The organism is Microbacterium sp. NPDC089188 (assembly GCF_040685155.1).
Taxonomy (GTDB): domain Bacteria; phylum Actinomycetota; class Actinomycetes; order Actinomycetales; family Microbacteriaceae; genus Microbacterium; species Microbacterium galbum.
Window position 1 is genome coordinate 1,043,285 of sequence record NZ_JBFBHH010000001.1, and the last position, 22,477, is coordinate 1,065,761.

Below are 22,477 nucleotides of genomic sequence, written 5' to 3' on the forward strand. Positions count from 1 at the left end.
GCGGGGCGGCCGCCGGGCGGGGCGTCGATCGGGCCGGGCGGCGGTGAGGGGGCTCGGGCGGCGGCGAGGCCCGACCGGGCGTCGGGAACGAGGGATCCGTCGAGGACAGGATGCCGCGGGCTCCGAGCGTCCTGTTCTCGGGGCATCCCGTGTTCCGGTGAGGGGCGCGGCACCGCCCCGGCCGCCCCGCCGCTACCGTGGCAGCATGCAGGTGGACCTCAACGCCGACCTCGGCGAGACGGTCGGCGGGATGCCGACCGCCGACGACGAGGCGATGTTCGCCGTGGTGTCGAGCGCCAACGTCGCCTGCGGCGCGCACGCGGGCGACGCCGCCTCGATGCGGGCCTCCGTCGAGCGGGCCCGCCGCTTCGGCGTCGCCGTCGGAGCGCACCCCTCGTACGACGACCGCGACAACTTCGGCCGCGTGCGCCGCGACCCCGCCCCCGCCGACCTTCGCGCGAGCATCGCGGCGCAGCTCGACGCGCTCGCCGCGGCGGGTGCCGAGCTGCGCTACGTCAAACCCCACGGCGCGCTGTACCACGCGGTGATCGACGACGCGGGGCAGGCGGCCGCGGTCGTCGCCGCCGTCGCCGACCACTCCGCCCGCCTCGGTCGGCCCCTGCCCGTGCTCGGTCTGTCGGGGGCGATCGCCGAGGCTGCGGTATCCGCGGGACTTCCTTTCGCGCGCGAGGCCTTTCTCGACCGCGGTTACACCCGCGACGGCGCGCTCGTCCCGCGCGGGACCCCGGGAGCCCTGCTCGACGACCCCGCCCGGGTGGCGGAGCGCGCGCTGCGGCTGGTGCGCGAGGGAGTGGTCGACGCCGTCGACGGCACCTCCCTCCCGGTCGACGCGGCCTCCCTCTGCCTGCACGGCGACAGCCCCGCCGCGGTCGAGATGGCGCGGGCGGTGCGCATCGCTCTCGACGACGCCGGTGTCGCGGTGCGCGCTCCGTGGTGACGTCCTCGGGGGATGCCGATCGCGCGGCATCCGTCACCCTGCGGCCCATGGGGGAGCGGGCCGTGTTGGCCGAGGTCGCCGACCTCGCCGGTGTCGTGGCCCTGCACGCGGCCCTCGCCGTCGCGCCGCCCGCGGGCGTGGAGGAGCTGGTCCCGGCCGCGCGCACCGTCCTCGTCGCGTTCGACCCGCGCCGCATCGGTCGCGCGGCGGTCGAGGAGTGGATCCGCCGCGCCGCCCTCTCGCCCGCCGGAGCCGCGCCGCCCGGCCCTCTCGTCGAGGTGCGGGTGCGCTACGACGGCGCCGATCTCGACGAGACCGCCGCGCTGCTGGGCATCCCCGCGGGCGATCTCGTGGCCCGGCACGCGGGGGTGGAATGGACGGTGGCCTTCACGGGCTTCGCCCCGGGGTTCGCCTACCTCGTCAGCGACGAGTGGCGCCACGACGTGCCGCGCCTGGCGCAGCCGCGCACCCGCGTGCCGGCCGGGGCCGTGGGGATCGCGGGCGCCTTCAGCGGGGCCTATCCGCGTGAGACCCCGGGAGGCTGGCGGCTGATCGGTTCGACCGACGCGGTGCTCTTCGATCCGGATGCCGCCACGCCGGTGCTGCTGCCCCCGCGAGCGCGCGTGCGTTTCGTCCCGGAGCGCGAGCGCGTCGCCGCCGGACCCCTCGCCGCGCCGCCGCCTCCGGAGGCGGCGACGGGCTCAGCCCCCTCCGCAGCTGTCGCGACCGCCGACGCCCGCCCCGCCCTCCGCGTCCTCCACCCCGGCGCGTTCACCACCGTGCAGGACCTCGGCCGCGCCGGTCGCGCCGCCCTCGGTGTCGCGCGCTCGGGGGCCCTCGATCGGCGGGCGCTGCGCGTGGCCAACCGCCTGGTCGGCAACGACGAGGCGGCCGCCGGTCTCGAGATCGCCCTCGGCGGCTTCGTCGCCCGCGCCGAGCGCGACGCGTGGGTGTGCGTGACCGGAGCCCTGGTCGACGTCGTCGTCGACGGCCGCGCGGTGGACGCCTACGCGCCCCAGTTCGTTCCCGTCGGGGCCGAGGTGCGCCTCGGGTCCGCTCGTGCGGGGCTGCGGGCCTACCTCGCCGTCCGCGGGGGGATCGCCGCCCCGGCCGCTCTGGGCTCGCGAGCGCGCGACGTGCTGGCGGGGCTCGGCCCCGCTCCCGTGCACGCGGGCGATGTGCTGCATGCCGGGTCCGCGGCATCCGCCGTTCCCGTGGTCGACGCCTTCCCCTGGACGGTTCCTCCCTCGCTGCACGAGGTCGCCGTCGCGGAGGGTCCCCGTTCCGACTGGTTCGCGGCCGACGCATGGGCGACGCTTCTCGACACCCCCTGGAGCGTCTCGAGCGACGTGGATCGCGTCGGCGTCCGTCTCGACGGCCCCGCCCTCGACCGCGGTCGACACGACGAGCTGCCCAGCGAAGGGATGCGTCCGGGGGCGATCCAGGTGCCTCCGCACGGCCGCCCCGTCGTCCTGCTGGCCGATGGCCCCGTCACCGGTGGTTATCCCGTGATCGCCGTGGTGACGGATGCCGCGTTGGATGCGCTGGCGCAGGTGAGACCGGGCGATCGCGTGCGGTTCCGGCGCGTCTGAGGGCGGGCCCGAGAGGGAATGGGCGACAGGCGCACGCGGTTATACCGCAGGTCCGCAGACGCGTCAAGAATTCGACTGGACACGGCGAGTCCTGCCGCGTATGCTTGGACTTTGCGCTCCTCGATTCCCCCTGCCCTCATATGGTGGTCGGCTGAGCCTGCCCGTCCCCGCCTCACCGCGGTGTGCGACGAGCAGGTTATCGGGGCAGGAACGCACTCCACCTGACGACAAGGAATCACGAGCCCCTCGCCCGGGCTTCTGGAGGTTATTCCCTTGGCTGCTGCGAGCAACGCATCCACCACCACCACCCCGAAGAGCGGACGCGGAGCATCCCGCCTCTCGTTCGCGAAGATCTCCGACAAGCTGACCGTTCCCGATCTGCTCGCGCTGCAGACCGAGTCGTTCGACTGGCTCGTCGGTAACGAGGCCTGGAAGGCGCGCGTCGCCGAGGCCCAGGCCGCCGGTCGCACCGACGTGCCCGAGATCAGCGGTCTGGAGGAGATCTTCGAGGAGATCTCCCCGATCGAAGACCTGAGCGAGACCATGCAGCTCTCGTTCACGAACCCGTACCTCGAGCCCGAGAAGTACTCGATCGAAGAGTGCAAGGAGCGCGGCAAGACCTACGCCGCCCCGCTGTACGTCGAGGCCGAGTTCATGAACCACCAGACCGGTGAGATCAAGACGCAGACGGTCTTCATGGGCGACTTCCCGCTCCAGACCGACAAGGGCACGTTCATCATCAACGGCACCGAGCGTGTCGTCGTGTCGCAGCTCGTCCGCTCGCCCGGTGTCTACTTCGACAAGACGCCCGACAAGACCTCCGACAAGGACATCGTCTCGGCCCGTGTCATCCCCTCGCGCGGTGCCTGGCTCGAGTTCGAGATCGACAAGCGCGACCAGGTCGGCGTGCGCATCGACCGCAAGCGCAAGCAGTCGGTCACCGTCTTCCTCAAGGCCCTCGGCCTGACCAGCGAAGACATCCTCGCCGAGTTCAGCGGCTTCGACTCGATCGAAGAGACGCTGTCGAAGGACACGATCCTCACCAAGGAAGACGCCCTCCGCGACATCTACCGCAAGCTGCGTCCGGGCGAGCAGGTCGCCGCCGAGGCCGCGCGCGCGCTGCTCGACAACTTCTACTTCAACGCCAAGCGCTACGACCTGGCCAAGGTGGGTCGCTACAAGATCAACCAGAAGCTCGGTCTCGACAAGCCGCTGAGCGACTCGGTGCTGACCGTCGACGACATCGTCGCGACCATCAAGTACCTCGTCCGCCTGCACCGCGGTGACGTCACGTTCGACGGCACCCGCAACGGCCAGGCCGCGGAGATCCGCCTCGACACCGACGACATCGACAACTTCGGCAACCGTCGCATCCGCGCCGTCGGCGAGCTCATCCAGAACCAGGTCCGCACCGGTCTGTCGCGCATGGAGCGCGTCGTCCGCGAGCGCATGACCACGCAGGACATCGAGGCGATCACGCCGCAGACCCTGATCAACGTGCGCCCCGTCGTCGCCGCGATCAAGGAGTTCTTCGGAACGTCGCAGCTGTCGCAGTTCATGGACCAGAACAACCCGCTCGCGGGTCTGACCCACAAGCGCCGCCTGTCGGCCCTGGGCCCCGGCGGTCTGTCGCGTGAGCGCGCCGGCGTCGAGGTCCGTGACGTCCACCCCTCGCACTACGGCCGCATGTGCCCCATCGAGACCCCGGAAGGCCCGAACATCGGTCTGATCGGCTCGCTGGCCTCGTTCGCCCGCATCAACGCGTTCGGCTTCATCGAGACGCCGTACCGCCGCGTCGTCGACGGCCGTGTGACCGACACGATCGACTACCTCACCGCCAGCGAGGAGAGCGACCACATCGTCGCCCAGGCCGGTGTGGCCCTGCAGGCCGACGGTCACTTCGTGGAGGACCGCATCCTGGCCCGCCGCGGTCAGGGTGGCGAGGTCGACCTGTTCCCCGTCGACGAGATCGGCTACATGGACGTCTCGCCGCGCCAGATGGTGTCGGTGGCGACCTCGCTCATCCCGTTCCTCGAGCACGACGACGCCAACCGCGCCCTCATGGGTGCGAACATGCAGCGCCAGGCCGTGCCGCTCGTGCGCAGCGAGTCGCCCGTCGTCGGTACCGGTATGGAGGGCTTCGCCGCGATCGACGCCGGTGACGTCGTCACCGCCGACAAGTCGGGTGTCGTCCTGGAGGTCTCGGCCGACGTCGTGACCATCCAGCTCGACGAGGGCGGAACGCAGGACTACTTCCTCCGCAAGTTCGACCGCTCCAACCAGGGCACGTCCTACAACCAGCGCGTGGTCGTCTCCGCGGGTGAGCGCATCGAGGCCGGCGAGGTCATCGCCGACGGTCCCGCGACCGAGAACGGCGAGCTCGCCCTCGGCAAGAACCTCCTCGTGGCGTTCATGACGTGGGAGGGTCACAACTTCGAGGACGCGATCATCCTCAGCCAGGACCTCGTGAAGGACGACACGCTGTCGTCGATCCACATCGAGGAGTACGAGGTCGACGCGCGCGACACCAAGCTCGGCAAGGAGGAGATCACCCGTGACCTCCCCAACGTCAGCCCCGACCTGCTGAAGGACCTCGACGACCGCGGCATCATCCGCATCGGCGCCGAGGTGCGTCCCGGCGACATCCTCGTCGGCAAGGTCACGCCCAAGGGCGAGACCGAGCTCAGCGCCGAGGAGCGCCTGCTCCGCGCGATCTTCAACGAGAAGAGCCGCGAAGTCCGTGACACCTCGCTGAAGGTGCCCCACGGCGAGCAGGGCACGATCATCGCGGTCAAGGAGTTCAACGCCGAAGACGGCGACGACGAGCTCGGCTCGGGCGTCAACCGCCGCGTCGTGGTCTACATCGCCCAGAAGCGCAAGATCACCGAGGGCGACAAGCTCGCCGGCCGCCACGGCAACAAGGGCGTCATCGCCAAGATCCTCCCGATCGAGGACATGCCCTTCCTGCCCGACGGCACGCCGGTCGACATCATCCTCAACCCGCTCGGCATCCCCGGTCGAATGAACTTCGGTCAGGTCCTGGAGCTCCACCTCGGCTGGATCGCCCAGCAGGGCTGGAAGGTCGAGGGCACCCCGGAGTGGGCCGCCCAGCTGCCCGAGTCGGCTCGCGAGGCCGCCCCCGGCACGAAGGTCGCGACCCCGGTGTTCGACGGCGCCTTCGAGGCGGAGATCGCGGGTCTGCTCGACTCGACGATCCCCAACCGTGACGGCGACCGCATGGTCGACTCCTCGGGCAAGACGCTGCTGTTCGACGGCCGCTCCGGCGAGCCGTTCCCGGCGCCCATCTCGGTCGGCTACATGTACATCCTGAAGCTGCACCACCTGGTCGACGACAAGATCCACGCGCGTTCGACGGGTCCCTACTCGATGATCACCCAGCAGCCGCTCGGCGGTAAGGCCCAGTTCGGTGGCCAGCGCTTCGGTGAGATGGAGGTGTGGGCGCTCGAGGCCTACGGTGCCGCGTACGCGCTGCAGGAGCTCCTCACGATCAAGTCCGACGACATCCTCGGCCGCGTCAAGGTGTACGAGGCCATCGTCAAGGGCGAGAACATCCAGGAGCCCGGCATCCCCGAGTCCTTCAAGGTGCTCATGAAGGAGATGCAGTCGCTCTGCCTGAACGTCGAGGTCCTCTCGGCCGACGGCACCGCCGTCAACCTGCGCGACACGGATGACGACGCCTTCCGCGCCGCGGAGGAGCTCGGCATCAACATCTCCAGCCGCTTCGAGTCCTCGTCGATCGACGAGATCTGAGCTTCCAGCTCAGCGACCCAGCTCAGATTTCAGAGAATTCCGACACAGGAGAACCAGTGCTCGAATCAACCACTTTCGATCAGATCCGTATCGGTCTGGCCACCGCCGACGACATCCGTCGTTGGTCCTTCGGTGAGGTCAAGAAGCCCGAGACGATCAACTACCGCACGCTGAAGCCCGAGAAGGACGGCCTCTTCGGCGAGCAGATCTTCGGACCCTCCCGCGACTGGGAGTGCGCCTGCGGCAAGTACAAGCGCGTCCGCTTCAAGGGCATCGTCTGCGAGCGCTGCGGCGTCGAGGTCACCAAGTCCTCGGTCCGCCGTGAGCGCATGGGCCACATCGAGCTCGCCGCGCCCGTCACGCACATCTGGTACTTCAAGGGCGTGCCCTCGCGCCTCGGCTACCTGCTCGACATGGCGCCGAAGGACCTCGAGAAGGTCATCTACTTCGCCGCCTACATGGTCATCTCGGTCGACGAGGATGCTCGTCACCGCGACCTGGCCACGCAGGAGAACAACATCCGTCTCGAGCTGAAGACGCTCGGCGACCGCCGCGACGCCCGCGTCGCCGCTCGCCTCGCCAAGCTCGAGGAGGAGCTCGCCGCTCTCGAGGCGGAGGGTGCCAAGGCCGACCAGAAGAAGAAGGTCAAGGACGCCGCCGAGAAGGACATGACGGCGGCCCGCAAGAACGCGGACGAGCAGATCGCCAAGCTCGAGCGCGTGTGGGAGGACTTCCGCACGCTCGAGGTCGGCGCCCTGAAGCCCGAGGACGACGTGTTCCACGAGCTCCAGGACCGCTTCGGCCAGTACTTCGAGGCCCACATGGGCGCGGAGTCGATCAAGCGTCGCCTGGAGACCTTCGACCTGCAGGCCGAGGCCGATAGCCTTCACCTGCAGATCTCCGAGGGCAAGGGTCAGCGCAAGATCCGCGCGATCAAGCGCCTGAAGGTCGTCAACTCGTTCCTGCAGACCGGCATGTCGCCGGCCTCGATGGTGCTCGACGTCGTCCCGGTGATCCCGCCGGAGCTTCGTCCGATGGTGCAGCTCGACGGTGGCCGCTTCGCGACCTCCGACCTGAACGACCTCTACCGTCGCGTGATCAACCGCAACAACCGCCTCCGTCGCCTGATCGACCTCGGTGCCCCCGAGATCATCGTCAACAACGAGAAGCGCATGCTGCAGGAGGCCGTCGACGCGCTGTTCGACAACGGCCGCCGCGGTCGCCCCGTCACCGGTACCGGCAACCGCGCCCTGAAGTCCCTGAGCGACATGCTCAAGGGAAAGCAGGGTCGCTTCCGCCAGAACCTGCTCGGAAAGCGCGTGGACTACTCGGGCCGTTCCGTCATCATCGTCGGACCCCAGCTCAAGCTCCACCAGTGCGGTCTGCCCAAGCAGATGGCTCTCGAGCTGTTCAAGCCGTTCGTGATCAAGCGCCTGATCGACCTCGGTCACTCGCAGAACATCAAGGCCGCCAAGCGCGCCGTCGAGCGCTACCGTCCCGAGGTCTGGGACGTGCTCGAGGAGATCATCCGCGAGCGCCCCGTGCTGCTGAACCGTGCACCCACCCTGCACCGTCTCGGCATCCAGGCGTTCGAGCCCCAGCTCGTCGAGGGCAAGGCGATCCAGCTGCACCCGCTCGTGTGCGCGGCGTTCAACGCCGACTTCGACGGTGACCAGATGGCCGTTCACCTGCCCCTGTCGGTCGAGGCCCAGGCCGAGGCCCGCGTGCTGATGCTCGCCTCGAACAACATCCTCAAGCCGTCGGACGGCCGCCCGGTGACCCTGCCCTCGCAGGACATGATCATCGGTCTGCACCACCTCACCACCCTCAAGGAGGGTGCTGTGGGCGAGGGCCGTGCGTTCGGTTCGGTGGGCGAGGCGATCCTGGCCAAGGACGAGGGCACCCTCGACCTGCAGGCCAAGGCGCGCATCCGCATCCCCGGACTGACGTTCCTCGAGGGTCAGGCGCCCGAGGGCTACGAGACCCACGGTCTCGTCGACGCCTCGCTCGGCCAGGCGATCTTCAACGACACGCTCCCCAAGGGCTACCCGTTCGTTCGCGAGCAGGCCGACAAGGGCAAGCTGTCGCAGATCGTCAACAAGCTCGCCGAGGAGTACCCCAAGGTGGAGGTCGCTGCATCGCTCGACCGCATCAAGGACGCTGGTTTCTACTGGGCCACCCGTTCGGGTGTCACCGTGGCGCTGAGCGACATCCTCACCCCGCCGAACAAGGCGGAGATCGTCGCGGGCTACGAGAAGCAGGCCGCGAAGGTCCAGGGCCAGTACGAGAAGGGTCTCACCACCGACGCCGAGCGTCGTCAGGAGCTCATCAAGATCTGGACCGAGGCGACCGACGAGGTCCAGAAGGCGATGCGGGACAACTTCCCCGCCGACAACACCATCAACCGCATGGTCTCGTCGGGCGCCCGTGGTAACTGGCTGCAGATCCGCAACATCGCGGGTATGCGCGGCCTGGTGAACAACCCCAAGGGTGAGATCATCCCGCGTCCGATCATCTCCTCGTACCGCGAGGGTCTGTCGGTCGCGGAGTACTTCATCGCGACGCACGGTGCCCGTAAGGGTCTGGCCGACACGGCCCTCCGTACGGCCGACTCGGGGTACCTGACGCGTCGTCTCGTCGACGTCTCGCAGGATGTCATCATCCGCGAGGAGGACTGCGGCACGTCGAAGGGCCTCGAGCTCCCGATCGCCGCGGCCGACTCGACCGGTTCGCTGGTCAAGGACGCCAACGTCGAGAACTCGGTGTTCGCCCGCACGCTCGCCACGGCGGTCGTCGACGCGCAGGGCACCGTGCTGGCCGAGGCCGGCGACGACGTGGGCGACGTGCTCATCGACAAGCTGGTCGCCGGTGGCGTCGAGACGATCAAGGTCCGCTCCGTGCTGACCTGCGACTCGGCCGTCGGTGTCTGCGCGAAGTGCTACGGCCGTTCGCTCGCGACCGGAAAGATCGTCGACATCGGCGAGGCCGTCGGCATCATCGCGGCCCAGTCGATCGGTGAGCCCGGTACCCAGCTGACGATGCGTACCTTCCACACCGGTGGTTCCGCGTCGGCCGACGACATCACGCAGGGTCTGCCCCGCGTGCAGGAGCTGTTCGAGGCGCGTACCCCCAAGGGTGCGTCCCCGATCGCCGAGGCCGACGGTCGCATCACGATCGACGAGACCGACAAGGCCAAGAAGGTCATCCTCACGCCCGACAACGGCGACGAGCCGGTGGTCTACCCCGTCCTGAAGCGCGCGACGCTCCTGGTCGAGGACGGCCAGCACGTCTCGGTGGGTGAGCCCCTCCAGGTCGGAACGCTCGACCCCAAGGAGGTCATGCGCGTGCAGGGTGCCCGCGAGGTGCAGAAGTACCTCGTCAACGGCGTCCAGGGCGTGTACCGCTCGCAGGGTGTGCCGATCCACGACAAGCACATCGAGGTCATCGTCCGACAGATGCTGCGCAAGGTCACCGTCGTCGACCACGGCGACACCGACCTGCTGCCCGGTGAGATGGTGGACTTCAAGCGCTACCAGACCATCAACCGCGAGACGGTCGGCGAGGGCAAGCGCCCCGCGTCGGGTCGTCCCGAGCTGATGGGTATCACCAAGGCGTCGCTGGCGACCGAGTCGTGGCTGTCGGCCGCGTCGTTCCAGGAGACCACCCGCGTCCTGACGCAGGCGGCCATGGAGGGCAAGAGCGACCCGCTCGTCGGCCTCAAGGAGAACGTCATCATCGGAAAGCTCATCCCCGCCGGAACCGGTCTTGCGAAGTACCGCAACGTCACGGTCGAGGCGACGGAAGAGGCGAAGAGCGAGCGGTACCCCAACCGCATCTTCGCGTCCGACGGTGCGTACTCCGACGCCGACCTGAGCTACGTCGACTTCGACAGCTTCTCGACGGACGACTTCACGCCCGGCACCTACAACTGATCGCGGGGTGGAGCCGCTCGCCGGCTCCACCCTGATCGACGGATGCCACGCCTCGGCGCGGCATCCCGATCACCCCGAAGGCCCCCGGCTCGCGCCGGGGGCCTTCGTCGTGCGTGCGGAGCGTCTCACGTGGACGGCGCCGGTGTCGCGTCGTGCCGACGGCGTGTCGCGCGGGTGTCGGGACCGGGACGCGGCGTGTCGAGAGGAGGGTGCGCCGGGGGTGTGCGCCTACCGTGGATGCGGAGGAACCCATGGCCCGAATCGGTGGACGCAGCCTGTGGTTGGCATGGCCGGCCGGCATCTTCTGCGCCGCGGCCGTGGCGGCGCTGGGGATCCTCGCCGCGCCCGGCATCCCGACCGCCGTGAGCTTCGTGGGCGACACCCTGCGCGCGACGACCGATACGCCGACGGCCACCGCGGCCCCTGCCGCGGAGCCCGCGGGCGACTGCCGCCACCTCTACTCTCAGCCCCTGTGGTCGTCCCTGGTGTGGTCGCCCGAGGCGTTGCTGTGGCAGCGCCGCACCGCCCCGCTCTCGACCCCCGAGGCGGTGGCGGCCGCGAGTCCCACCGTCGTCGTCACCTGCCACTGGCGCGGCGTCGACGGGCGTTTCGTGGAGACGACCGTCTCGACGGTCACGCCCGAGGGGGCGGCCGCGGCGCAGGCGACGCTCGCCGCGCAGGGATTCGGCTGCGCGGCCGACGGCGATGTCACGCACTGCGAACGCGCGACCGGCGACGTCCTCGAGGTCCACGACCTGCGCGGGGATCGCTGGGTCTCGTCGACCCTCACGGGCTGGATGCCGGACGCGTACGCCGCGACCGTGGCATCCCACGCGTTCTTCGGGGAGTGAGCGCAGGCCGTCGCGCGATCAGCCGAACACCGAGGAGATGATGCTCGCGGTGTAGCCGGTCGGGGCGAGGTTGGAGTACTGGGTGTCGACCAGCACGTCGTCGCGCCAGAAGAGGGTGCGACCGTCGTTGACGGGGTAGGTGTCGTTGATCCAGGTCTTCTCGCAGCGGGTGCCCTCATCGGGCGTGTAGCAGCTGAAGCCCTGGGTGGTCACCAGGTCGTTGAGCATGTCGAGGGCGGGGCCGCGGTCCACGCGCGAGATGGTCGTCATCAGACTCGTGGTGTCGGCGGCGGGGTCGCGCCAGATGCAGATCAGCGATCCGTCCGACTGCACGCCGGACGGCCCCAGCGAGGGGTCGTTGAGCGGCACCGTCCCGAGCTGCGAGAGGACGTCGGCGGAGAGCATCGCGCGGCAGTCCGCGGGGATGCGCACGGCCGTCGCGGTCTGCGTGATGGTGGGGATCGGGGTGGGACTGGTCGAGACGACCGGCGCCGACTCCTGCGGAGACGCCTCGTCGGCCGAGGGCGCGCACGCCGTCGTGCCGAGCGCGGCCGCGCCGACGATCGCGGCGACGAGGGCCGTGCGAGTCAGGCGACCGGGCATGCGTTCAGCCTAGGCGTCTCATCGGACTCAGGCGAGACGCACATCCACGGCACGCCTTCCGGGTGACACGCCGGGCGCGGGTTAGCCTTGCGGCGCAAGCACCGCGTGAGGAGACCCCATGAGCGACCACCAGCCGCACGGCGACCCCGTCGCTGAGCCCACGAACTCGTACGGAGACCCCGTCGCCGAGCCCCGTGACGACGCGCACGACGTGGTCGGGCGCGCCCACGAGGGCCTCGCCGACGCCGAGGCCGCGCAGCGCGACGCCGTCGACAGCGACGCGGCCCAGGCCGCCTGGGACGAGCGCGAGGCGCACGAGCGCGACGAGGCCGCCGCACTGCGCGACGCCCGGAGCGAGCACACGGCTCCGGTCGTGCACGATGCGTCTCCCGTCGAGCCCCAGGTCTCCGCCGCCGCCGGGCGCACGTCATCCGTCGATCTGGACGACGAGGACGCACGCTGGGCCGCCTACGCCGCGTCGGCCGAACCCGAGCACGACGCGCCCACCGCACGATACGCGACCGCCGAGACCGAGGCGCCCCGTCACGACGACGCGCCGACGACGGTCGCACCGGCCGTCGCCGCGGGGGTCGCAGGGACCGCCGCGGGCGCGTCCGCCACGACCGCGACGCCCGTCGCCGACGAGCCCACCCGTGCCGTCGGGGCACCGCAGCCCATCTTCGTGCAGGCTCCCGAGGCGCCGCGTCCGCGCGGCAACCGCGGCGCCGCCGGCGCGATCGGCCTGCTCGCCGCCGTCGTCTTCGCGGTGCTCTACCTTGCGGCGACGCTCGGCCTCGGCCTGCTGACCGGCGCCTTCGGCGTCTCGGAGCTCGGAGGCGAGGCGCTGGCGGCGCTCGCCACCGCGGGCCTGTGGGTGCCGACCGTGGCGTTCTTCCTCGGCTTCTGGTTCCTGGGCGCCCTCATCAACCGGGGTCGCTGGGGTCACTGGGTGGTGTGGGGTCTGGTCGTCGGCGTCATCGCCTGGGCGGGGCACCTTCTGGGCGTGCTGTTCGCCGCCCCCTTCTGGCGCATCACCTCGAGCGAGTCGCTCGACCTGCTGCAGAACAACGTCCTCGCGCCGCTGGCGATCGTGGCCTTCGTGCTGGGGCGCGAGCTCACCATCTGGTTCGGCGCCTGGGTCTCGGCACGGGGTCGCCGCGTGACCGAGATCAACGCCGAAGCGCAGCGCGAGTACGAGCGCACGCTCGAGGCCGGTCCTCAGCTCTCGCAGCGCTGAGATCGACACGGATGCCATGACGAACGCGCCGCGACCGGCGGGGGTCACCCCGCCGGTCGCGGTCGTCTTCGCGGCGGTCACCTTCATCGCCCTCTCGATCGGCGGGCTCGGGGTGGCGAGCCTCGCGTTGGACGCCGACGTCATCCCCGTCCGCGGGCTCGGCTCGATCCCCGGCGTCATCGGGCAGGTCGCCGCTCTCGCCCTGTTCGCCGGGGTGCTCCTGTGGGGCCTGCGTGCGGACCCGCCGGGATACCTCACCGCGGTTCCGTGCGCCATCGCGGCTTTCGTCGGCGAGGCCGCAGGGATCGTCGTCGGCGCGGTCGTCAGCGGAGCGGACCCGGCACGCGGTCTCGCCGCTGCCGGGAGCGTCGTGCTGGGCTTTCCCGGGCCCGTGATCGCGGCGGCCGGGCTGCTCGCCGGCCTTCTCGGGGTGTTCCTGTGCCGGACCCGATCCGAGGGGCCCCGATGGCGGTGGGAGGACGACGAGGACGCCCCCTGATGATCACGCGCGGCCGATCCGGCACTCCTGTACGGACGTCCTGGCGCCTCCGCGCGGACGTCCTGGTGCCTCCGCGCCGTGGCATCCCCACGTGCCCGGGCGTGTCGCACTAACGTAGGCGCCGTGGAGCGGTCGCTCGAGAGTCAGGTCAGCCAGGCCGTGGATGCCTGGCTGCGATGGCTGCCGCGCTGGGAGCCCGCGAACCATCGCGGTCGCGTCGCCCCGTGTCGCCGGTGCTTCGGCTCGCCGGTCCTGTCCGCCGCGGGCCTGGGCTCCGACGTTCCGCACGGGGTGCAGCACGGTCTCTCGACGCGCGTGAAGGGCATCGTCGACCACGCCGTCGCCGACTACACCTCGCGCAACCTCCCGATGCTGCAGGCCGAGCTCGATCAGCAGGCCGAGCGCAATCGCCGCCGCTCGTATCGGCCCGCCGAGGGGCTCGAACCGGAGTTCGACGGGATGCCGCTGGACCCCGACCCCGAACCCGGGTCGCCCTTCCTCTTCACCCTCTCGGGTCTCGCCGCGGAGGAGGACGCCGAGATCCCGGCCCTCCCGCCCCTGTCGGATGCCGCCAAGGCGGCGCTGCGGCAGGAGGTCGGTCTGGCCGACGACTACGCGAACATGATCGGGCGGGAGGTGTGCACGCTCCTCCTGCACCATCGCCTGCGCATCCAGGCGGCCGTGGCGGAGTACGTCGAGCCGCAGATCGCAGCGCTGCTCGACGACCTCACCCGCTCCCTCGACGCGCCGTTCGATCCGCGCGAGCCCGACGCCCCGGCATCCTGAGCGCGCTCGGTGTCCTGCGGTCACCTGTGCACAACGCGCAGGGCCGATGAAGACTGCTTTGTTAGCATCGACGGGTTGTGCGCTCGCTGAGGTGCGGGCGCGTCGTCCGGGGGAGGGGGCTCGATGCCGCAGCGGCTTCCGTCGTCGCCGCCCATCCTGCCCGGGCTGGCCTACATCCGTCCTCTGGGGTCGGGCGGTTTCGCCGACGTCTTCCTGTACGGGCAGGACATGCCCCGTCGCGACGTCGCGGTGAAGGTCCTCCCCAGCGACGTGCGCGACACCGACCTGCTGCGCATGTTCAACGCCGAGGCCGACGTGCTCGCGCACCTGTCGGCGCACCCCTCGATCGTGACGGTCTACCAGGCGGGCATCTCGGCCGACGGGCGCCCGTACATCGTGATGGAGTTCTGCCCGGGCTCGCTCGCCCAGCGCTACCGCGTCGAGCGCATGCCGGTGGCCGAGGTGCTGTCGATCGGCGTGCGCATGGCCGGAGCTCTCGAGTCGGCGCACCACGCGGGGCTCATCCACCGCGACGTCAAGCCCAGCAACATCCTCGTCACCACCTTCGGTGCCCCCGTGCTGGCCGACTTCGGCATCTCGTCGTCGCTCGTGCGCCAGGGGGCCGATGAGATGCTCGCCATGAGCGTGCCGTGGAGCGCCCCCGAAGTCGTCGCGGAGCAGACCGCCGGCACGATCGCGAGCGAGGTGTGGAGTCTGGGCGCCACCGTCTATTCGCTGCTGGCGGGGCAGAGTCCGTTCGAGCGGCGCGAGAAGGGGCAGAATTCGCGCGAGCAGCTGCGCCGCCGCATCGCTCGCGCCTCCTACACGGCCATCTCCCGGTCCGACGTCCCGCCGTCGGTGCAGGACGTCCTCGCGAAGGCCATGGCGCGCGACCCCGCCCAGCGCTACCCGAGCGCGCGCGCCTTCGGCGAGGCGCTGCAGGGGGTGCAGGCCGAGATGGGCGTGCCGGCGACCCCGCTCGAGGTCCCCGCGGCCGAGTGGGCACCCGCCGCCCGCTCCATCGACTTCGCCGACGGCACCGTCCGCGGCCCCGCACGCTCGCGCATCGAGCGCGAGATCTCGCGCAAGACGCGGGACTCCTCGGGCATCACCGGGTACGCACGTGACGAAGACACCGACATCCAGGCCCCGGTCTCGACCGCGTCGCGGGCGCTGCCCTGGGTGCTGGCCTCCGCGACCCTCGTCACCGCCGGCGCGGTCGTCGTCGCGGCGCTCTACGCCACGGGGGTGCTGCGATGAAACGCCGCACGCTGGTCGGGCTCGCCTCCACCCTCGTCGCCGCGACCCTCGTCGTGACCGCGAGCATCGTGTGGCCCGGCCTCGACGCGCAGCAGACCCCTGAGGTCGACACCTCGGTGTGGGCGCTGCAGACCGGTGAGGGGCAGCGCTACGCACGCGTGAACACGACGGTCGGCGAGCTCGACACGGTGCGCACCGCGGGCAATCCGAGTCAGGTGGCGCAGGCGCACGACGGTGCGTACCTGTTCACCGACAGCTACAGCAAGCTCACCCGCATCGACGAGGCGCAGCCCGTCGACCTGGAGCAGGACCAGCTCGAGGCCGCCCCCGACACCCCGCCCGGCACCACCTCGGTCGCCACGGCGGGCGACTACGTCGTCTACCGCACCGACACGGGAGCCCTCTTCGCGGGGCGGCTGAGCCAAGCGGGTCAGCGCGCCGCCGAGCTCGACCCCTTCGGAACCGCCGGTGACGACGAGGCCGTGTCGTACACGGCGGATGCCATCGCCCTCGACGACCGGGGGATGCTCTTCGCCTACTCCTCGGTGGACCAGTCCGTGATCCGGTACGACATCGACGCCGACGAGGTGCGCGCGCGCGACGCCCTCGACGTGACGGTGACCGCTCCGGTGATCTCGGCGGCCGGCGACACCTGGGTGCTCGTGGATCCCGAGGCCGGCCGCGTGTGGATGCGCGGCACCGACCCGGTCGACCTCGACCTGGGGGACCAGGTCTCGGTCGGCGACGCCGACGCGGGAGCCGATGCCGTCTTCGTCGCCGACGATCAGTCGCTCTGGACGATCCCGACCGACGGGTCCGGACCCCGGCGCGAGGTGGGCGGGGGAGGCAACATCCTCGGGCAGCCCGCGCGCCCGCTGACCCACCAGGGCGTCACCTACGCCGCGTGGCTCCTCCCGGGCGACAGTCGGGGCACCCTGTGGCGGTCGGACCAGGGCGAGACCGACCTCGCCTACGACGGAGCCACGATGCCCGACCAGCGGCGCCCGGTGTTCGTCGCGACCGATCACGCCGTCATCCTGAACGAGACGCGCACCGGCTGGGTGTGGACGGTGCCCGACGGCGCCCTCGTGGCATCCAGTCAGAACTGGTCGCTCGACGACCGCACCGAAGAGGCCGCCGTCCAGAGCGAGGAGCAGCTGAGCGTCGTCCTCGACCCCAAGCCGCCCATCGCCGAACCCGATGCCTTCGGGGTGCGGGCGGGGCGGCTCAACACCCTTCCGGTGCTGTTGAACGACCACGATCCGAACGAAGACGTGCTGAGTATCGTGCCCGAGAGCGTCACCGGGCTCGATCCCGGCTTCGGCAGGCTCTCGCTCATCGACTCCGGTCAGCGGCTGGCGGTGCGCGTCGAGCCGGGAGCAACCGGCACCGCGACGTTCAGCTACGCGGTGACCGACGGCACGACGGCCGACGGACTCACGTCGGCACCCACCACGGTCACCCTGACGGTCTCGCCGGCGGAGTCGAACGCCGCCCCCGTGTGGTGCGGCACCGACAAATGCCTGCAGCAGTGGCCGACCCCCGAGGTCGCGCGCGGCGGCACCCTCACGGTCCCCGTCATGCCCGGCTGGGTAGACCCCGACGGAGACCCGCTCCTGCTGCTCTCGGTCGACAACCCGAGCGGCGTCGGCACGGTCGCCGCCACCCCCGGCGGAGACGTCGTCTACCAGCATGCCGACGACGGGTCGGGCGGCGAACAGAGCATCCAGCTCGACGTCACGATCGCCGACACCGCAGGGGCCACCACGACCAAGCCCCTCGTCATCCGGGTGGCTCCCGATCCCACTCTCGCGGTGCAGTCCTTCGCCACCGTCGACACGGTCGGCACCTCCCTCGCCGTCGACGTCGGCCTGCACGTCACCGGCACCGCCGGGGAGATCTCCCTCGGCTCGGTCCGCGTCCTCGACGATGCCGCCGCGACCGCGACCGTGGTCGGCGGCAGCACGGTGTTCGACTTCACGGCATCCGAGCCCGGTGTGTACCGCGTCGACTTCACCGTCAACGCCGGGGGTCGCGACGCCACGGGGACGGCTCGCATCACGCTCCTGCCCGCCGACGCGCCCGCCCAGTTATCGACCGCCCCCGTCGTGGCCTTCGTGCGCCCGCAGGAGGATGCGACCCTCGACGTGTTCAGCGCGGTGTCCAACCCCACCGGCCGCGTGCTGCTGCTCAGCGACGTGACGCCCGCGGCCGAGGAGGGGGCCTCCCTCACCGTCGACACCGTCGGGCAGAACGATCTGCGCGTCTCGGGCTCCACCGCCGACGGCGGCGCGGGGCTGCTCGGTACCGTCGACTACACCGTCAGCGACGGAACCGACGACGAGGGCTCCCGCGTGAGCGGCGAGGCGACCGTCTACCTTCTCCCGCCGGCTCCCGAGATCGCGCCGATCGCCGTCGACGACACCGTCACGGTACGCGCGGGGGCGCAGATCGACATCCCGGTGCTCGACAACGACATCTCGCCGGCCGGAGGGCGACCGAGCCTCGACCCCTCCAGCGTGCAGGCTCAGCCGGCGAGCGACGCGCTCGCCTTCGCGTCGGGCGGCGTGCTGCGCTATCTGGCGCCGACCACGCCCGGCTCCTACGAGGTGACGTACCGCGTCTACACCACCGGTACGCCCGCCCTTTGGGACGAGGCGACCGTGCGCATCACGGTCCTCGGCGGCGAGGCCAATCGGGCGCCCCTCCCCGACACCCTCCAGGGGCGCGTCCTCAGCGGAGGCACGACGACGATCGATTTCCAGGGATTCGGCGTCGACCCCGACGGTGACGCCGTCTCGCTCGACCGCATCGTCGCCCAGCCCGACCGGGGCACGGCATCCGTCTCCCCGGACGGGTCGTCGATCGTCTACTCGTCCGTGCCGGGCGACCGGGGGCAGGTGTCGTTCCGCTACCGCGTGGCCGACTCCTCGGGCGCCACGGGCGAGGGCACCGTGCGCATCGGAATCCTGGATGCCGAGGCCAACCCGAGTCCGATCACCTTCACCGACTACGTGCAGGTGCAGGCCGGGGGAGACCGCACGATCCGGGTCAGTCCGCTCGCGAACGACATCGATCCCACGCAGGGGCGACTGACGCTCACGGCGGTGCGGCCCGACCTTCCCGAGACGCTCGTCGACGGCAGCGCCAACCCGGAGTACGCGCGACTCGACGGGTTCGTCGACAGCGTCAGCGACACCGGCGTGGTCCTGCGCTCGGGCGACGAGCCCGGCACGATGTCGTTCCTGTACGACGTGGAGTCCGATTCCGGCAACACCGGGCGCGGACTCATCGTGGTCAAGGTGGTGCGCGAGAGCGTGCCCGATTACCCCGTGGTGACCGACACCGTGCTCACGGTCGAGAACCGCGACGACTTCACCACCGGGGTCGACGTGATCGCGGGCCGCGCGACCTGGTCCGGCGGTGAGGTCGGCGACCTCGAGGTGGCGCTGTGGGGGCAGCCCACCGACGTGCGCCTCGACGGCCGGCGCATCTCCGGCGAGCTGCCCGCGACCCGTCGCGTCATCCCGTTCGCGATCACGGGCCGTGTCGGCGACGCCGACGTCACGACCTACGCGTTCCTCCGCGTGCCGGGCGACGACGACCTGACCCTCGCGCTGCGCCCCGGGTCGGCGCAGCGGGTCGATGAGCTGGCCTCGGTGCAGTTCGACATGGCATCCCTCGTCGCCCTTCCCCGTCGGGCCGCGCTCGAGGTCGGCACCGACGTCTCGACCACCGGCGTCCGCGCCGAGGGACGCTGCTCCGTCACCGGGTCGGTCGTGCAGTACGACGCCGGGACGGGATCGCCGTGGACCGACGCATGCCAGGTGCCCGTGCGGGTGGCGGGGACGCAGGACTGGACCGTGCTCTCGGTGCCCATCGGGGTGGTCGCCCGCGATCCGCAGCCGGAGCTGCGCCCGGGTTCGCTCACGGTGGGCCCCGGTGAGACGGCCATCTTCGACCTGCGAAACATGACCTCGTGGCAGCTGGGGCGTGAGGACTGGGCCGGGATCCGGTACGCCCTCGACTACAGCGGCTCCGCGTTCCAGGTCTCGCTCGACGGATCGGTCGTGACGGTGGTCGGCGCCGACCGCTCCGTGCCCGGCACCGACAACGCCGCCGTCATCTCCGTCACCAGCCACAACGCCGTCGCCCCCGCGCGGCTCGTCCTCCGCGTCGGCGCGGCGCCCTCGACGCTGCCCCAGGGCGGAACGACGTCGTCGCAGTGCTCGCAGGCTCAGGGCTCGAGCTGCTCGATCGACGTCATCGGCATCAGCGGTGAGGTCAACCCGCTGCCGCGGACCCCGCTCGAGGTCGTAGGCGTGCGGCCCACGGCGGCGTGCACGGGCGTGACCTTCGCCGTCGGCTCGGCGTCGAGCGTCGTCGCTTCATGGACGGCCGACGCCCCCGGCGCCACCTGCAGCGCCAGCGTCACGCTCCGCGACGCCCAGGGGCGCTCGACCGCGTCCACGCGCGATGCCCGTGTCGTGCTCGACCTGCTCGGTTACCCCCGTTCGCCCGCGAGCGTGCGGCAGACGGCTTTCGCCGACGGCTCGCTGACGCTCCGCGTCGATCCGGGCGAGGCCCGTCGCGCCTACCCGGCGCTCAGCGGGTTCACGGTCCGCTCCGGCGGCGAGGTCGTCGCGCAGTGCGGCCCCGATGGCGGGTGCCCCGTGATCTCGGCCCCGAACGGCGAGCAGCGCGAGTACGTGGTGACGGCGGTGAACAGCGTCGGCGAGTCGCGCGGCGCCGTGCGCACGACGGCATGGGCCTACGCCTCCCCCGACAGGCCGAAGTCGGGCGACTTCGCGCCCGTGAACAACGGGGGTGACGGAGGCGTCGCTGATCTCACCATTCGCGGCATCGACTCCGCCGAGACCGGCTCCCTCGAGATCGTCAGCGCCGCGGGGCAGAAGCGCACCGTCGACGTCGGCCGCAACCAGGAGAACATCTCGGTCGACGCGTTCCCGGTCGGGAGCAACTCCTCCACGCAGCTCACGGTCACCCCGATCTCGCGCTTCACCGTGCCGCCGGGGCTCGGCGGCTCGCAGAGCGGTCAGGCGCTCGTCTTCACCGCGCACGGCGTCGGCAAGCCGCAGCAGCTCGGCCTCACACTCACGTCCGAACCCGAGGGCGGCGGCAAGGTGACGATCGTCGCCACCGGTTCGGCGTCGAAGAACGGCGACGGTTCCGAGGTGCGCTACGGCTTCGCCATCGACGGCTCGTGCCGCGTCGGTGACGACGGGCCGCGCCGCGAGTTCCCGGGGAAGGACGACGGGGTGACCTACACGGTCCGCATGTGCGTCGATTCGGTCTACGAGGGTAAGAGCTACGGCTCCGACCAGATCGAGCAGAGCATCGACGCCGCGCAGGACACCTCCGCCCCGCAGGGCTACACGTTCCGCGTGAACGCGCGGCCCGATGTGAGCGGCGACACCGCCCGATGGAAGATCACCCGCATCGAGGCGGGCGACAAGCCGCCGCGCAACAACTCGGTCGTCTACGACAACTGGGACAACGGCACCTCGGCGTACGACAGCGATCCGAACATCGGCGTCTACTTCCAGCACGACCTCTGGCCGACGCGTTCCGACCGCGGCGTCGTGAAGCCGGCCTCCGGCAGCGCCCCGTACCAGGTGCAGGCGAGGGCGTACATCGACTCCTGCGTCGCCGGCAGCGAGCTCAAACTCGGGTGGAAGACCAGCAACGGCGAGGCGCGTACCTCCACCGACCGCTCCGGCGTCGTCTACTACGACAAGAGCGGCAAGAAGCTCGACGCGAGCGACCCGACCGTCGTGCCGAAGGGCGCCACGCGCGTCGAGAACGCGAAGGTCCAGGTCAGCTGGTCCGCCAAGGGCTGGGGTCTGGATGACGCCACGCTCGTCACGGGCGGCACCTGCGACCCCGGCAAGGCCGACCCCTCCGAGCCGCCGAAGGGCGACCCCTCGCAGCCGCCCCAGGGCAACGGCTGATCCCGGCATCCATCCATCCCCCACAGGAAGAACGCACCGACATGACGATCACCCAGGAGCAGGCCACCTGGTTCTCCCAGACCTTCTCGCAGATCGCCGACAACGTCGAGCGTGCGGTGCTCGGCAAGCGCCACGTCGTCGAGCTCGTGCTGACCGCGATGCTGAGCGACGGGCACGTGCTGCTCGAAGACGTCCCCGGCACCGGCAAGACCTCGCTCGCCCGCGCCGTCGCGCAGTCGGTGCAGGGGACGAACACCCGCATCCAGTTCACGCCCGACCTGCTCCCCGGTGACATCACGGGCATCACCGTCTACGACCAGAAGAGCGGCGCGTTCGAATTCCACAGTGGGCCCATCTTCGCCAACATCGTGCTCGCCGACGAGATCAACCGCGCGAGCCCCAAGACGCAGTCGGCCCTGCTCGAGGTGATGGAGGAGGGCAAGGTCACCATCGACGGCGTCTCGCGCGAGGTGGGCGTGCCCTTCCTCGTGCTCGCCACGCAGAACCCCGTCGAGCAGGCCGGCACCTATCGCCTCCCCGAGGCCCAGCTCGACCGCTTCCTGCTGCGCACGTCCCTCGGCTACCCCGACCACGCGGCGACCGTGCGCATCCTCGACGGCGCCCCCGTCGCCACCGCCGACCTGCGCCCGATCATCACCCCCCAGGCGCTGGTGGGCATGGCCGATCTCGCGGCATCCGTCTATGTCGACGCGCTCGTCCTCGACTACATCGCCCGACTCGTGGATGCCACCCGCACGGCCGACGAGGTCCGCCTGGGCGTCAGCATCCGCGGCGCGCTCGCCCTCACGCGCGCCACGCGCGCGCGGGCCGCGTCGCAGGGCCGCACCTACGCGACGCCCGACGATGTGAAGGCGCTCGCCGTGCCCGTGCTCTCGCACCGGCTCATCCTGCACCCCGAGGCGGAGTTCGACGGGGTCACGCAGGAGGCCGTGGTCGGCCAGGTCCTGCTCGACACGCTCCCGCCGACGCAGCGCGAGAGCGCGTGACGCCCGTGC

Annotated in this window: 12 protein-coding genes; 11 read left to right on the top strand and 1 reads right to left on the bottom strand. The window is 71.0% G+C overall.

What is annotated here, in order from left to right; all coding sequences use genetic code 11:
• Positions 1 to 205: 205 nt before the first annotated feature.
• The 5 genes from AB0N80_RS04775 to AB0N80_RS04795 all read left to right on the top strand — a co-directional run bounded on the left by AB0N80_RS04775 (position 206) and on the right by AB0N80_RS04795 (position 11,104).
• Positions 206 to 958: a 5-oxoprolinase subunit PxpA gene (locus AB0N80_RS04775; protein WP_363577864.1), complete on the top strand. Its 753-nt coding sequence runs from the start codon at positions 206 to 208 to the stop codon at positions 956 to 958.
• Positions 952 to 2,550, top strand: a complete 1,599-nt coding sequence (locus AB0N80_RS04780) for an urea amidolyase family protein (RefSeq protein WP_315993664.1) — start codon at positions 952 to 954, stop codon at positions 2,548 to 2,550. Before AB0N80_RS04775 ends, AB0N80_RS04780 begins: the two co-directional genes overlap by 7 nt.
• 273 nt (positions 2,551 to 2,823) lie before the next feature.
• Positions 2,824 to 6,321 (top strand): DNA-directed RNA polymerase subunit beta, encoded by a 3,498-nt coding sequence (locus AB0N80_RS04785; RefSeq protein WP_315993663.1) that lies wholly within the window; start codon positions 2,824 to 2,826, stop codon positions 6,319 to 6,321.
• Between the two features lie 56 nt (positions 6,322 to 6,377).
• The gene (gene rpoC, locus AB0N80_RS04790) at positions 6,378 to 10,253 is read left to right on the top strand and encodes a DNA-directed RNA polymerase subunit beta' (RefSeq protein WP_315993662.1); all 3,876 of its coding nucleotides are present in this window, start codon (positions 6,378 to 6,380) and stop codon (positions 10,251 to 10,253) included.
• Positions 10,254 to 10,504: 251 nt separating this feature from the next.
• A complete protein-coding gene (locus AB0N80_RS04795) occupies positions 10,505 to 11,104 on the top strand; it encodes a hypothetical protein (RefSeq protein ID WP_315993661.1) in 600 nt (199 codons plus the stop codon).
• A gap of 18 nt (positions 11,105 to 11,122) precedes the next feature.
• Here the strand turns inward: AB0N80_RS04795 and AB0N80_RS04800 are convergent, their stop codons facing one another.
• Positions 11,123 to 11,707, bottom strand: coding sequence for a hypothetical protein (locus AB0N80_RS04800; protein ID WP_315993660.1), 585 nt, complete (start codon positions 11,705 to 11,707; stop codon positions 11,123 to 11,125).
• Positions 11,708 to 11,825: 118 nt separating this feature from the next.
• Here AB0N80_RS04800 and AB0N80_RS04805 point away from each other — a divergent pair, with 118 nt between their 5' ends.
• From AB0N80_RS04805 to AB0N80_RS04830, 6 genes are all read left to right on the top strand, one after another.
• The gene (locus AB0N80_RS04805; protein WP_363577866.1) at positions 11,826 to 12,944 is read left to right on the top strand and encodes an ABC transporter; all 1,119 of its coding nucleotides are present in this window, start codon (positions 11,826 to 11,828) and stop codon (positions 12,942 to 12,944) included.
• Positions 12,945 to 12,960: 16 nt separating this feature from the next.
• Positions 12,961 to 13,443 (top strand): hypothetical protein, encoded by a 483-nt coding sequence (locus AB0N80_RS04810; RefSeq protein ID WP_363577868.1) that lies wholly within the window; start codon positions 12,961 to 12,963, stop codon positions 13,441 to 13,443.
• 123 nt (positions 13,444 to 13,566) lie between these two features.
• Positions 13,567 to 14,229: a spermidine/putrescine ABC transporter substrate-binding protein gene (locus AB0N80_RS04815; protein ID WP_363577870.1), complete on the top strand. Its 663-nt coding sequence runs from the start codon at positions 13,567 to 13,569 to the stop codon at positions 14,227 to 14,229.
• Positions 14,230 to 14,352: 123 nt separating this feature from the next.
• A complete protein-coding gene (locus AB0N80_RS04820; RefSeq protein ID WP_363387172.1) occupies positions 14,353 to 15,489 on the top strand; it encodes a serine/threonine-protein kinase in 1,137 nt (378 codons plus the stop codon).
• Positions 15,486 to 21,461, top strand: coding sequence for an Ig-like domain-containing protein (locus AB0N80_RS04825; protein ID WP_363577872.1), 5,976 nt, complete (start codon positions 15,486 to 15,488; stop codon positions 21,459 to 21,461). The genes AB0N80_RS04820 and AB0N80_RS04825 overlap by 4 nt, the downstream gene beginning before the upstream one ends.
• Positions 21,462 to 21,502: 41 nt before the next feature.
• Positions 21,503 to 22,468 carry a MoxR family ATPase gene (locus AB0N80_RS04830; protein ID WP_315993654.1) on the top strand — a complete coding sequence of 322 codons (966 nt, stop codon included), beginning with the start codon at positions 21,503 to 21,505 and terminating at the stop codon, positions 22,466 to 22,468.
• Positions 22,469 to 22,477: the final 9 nt, after the last annotated feature.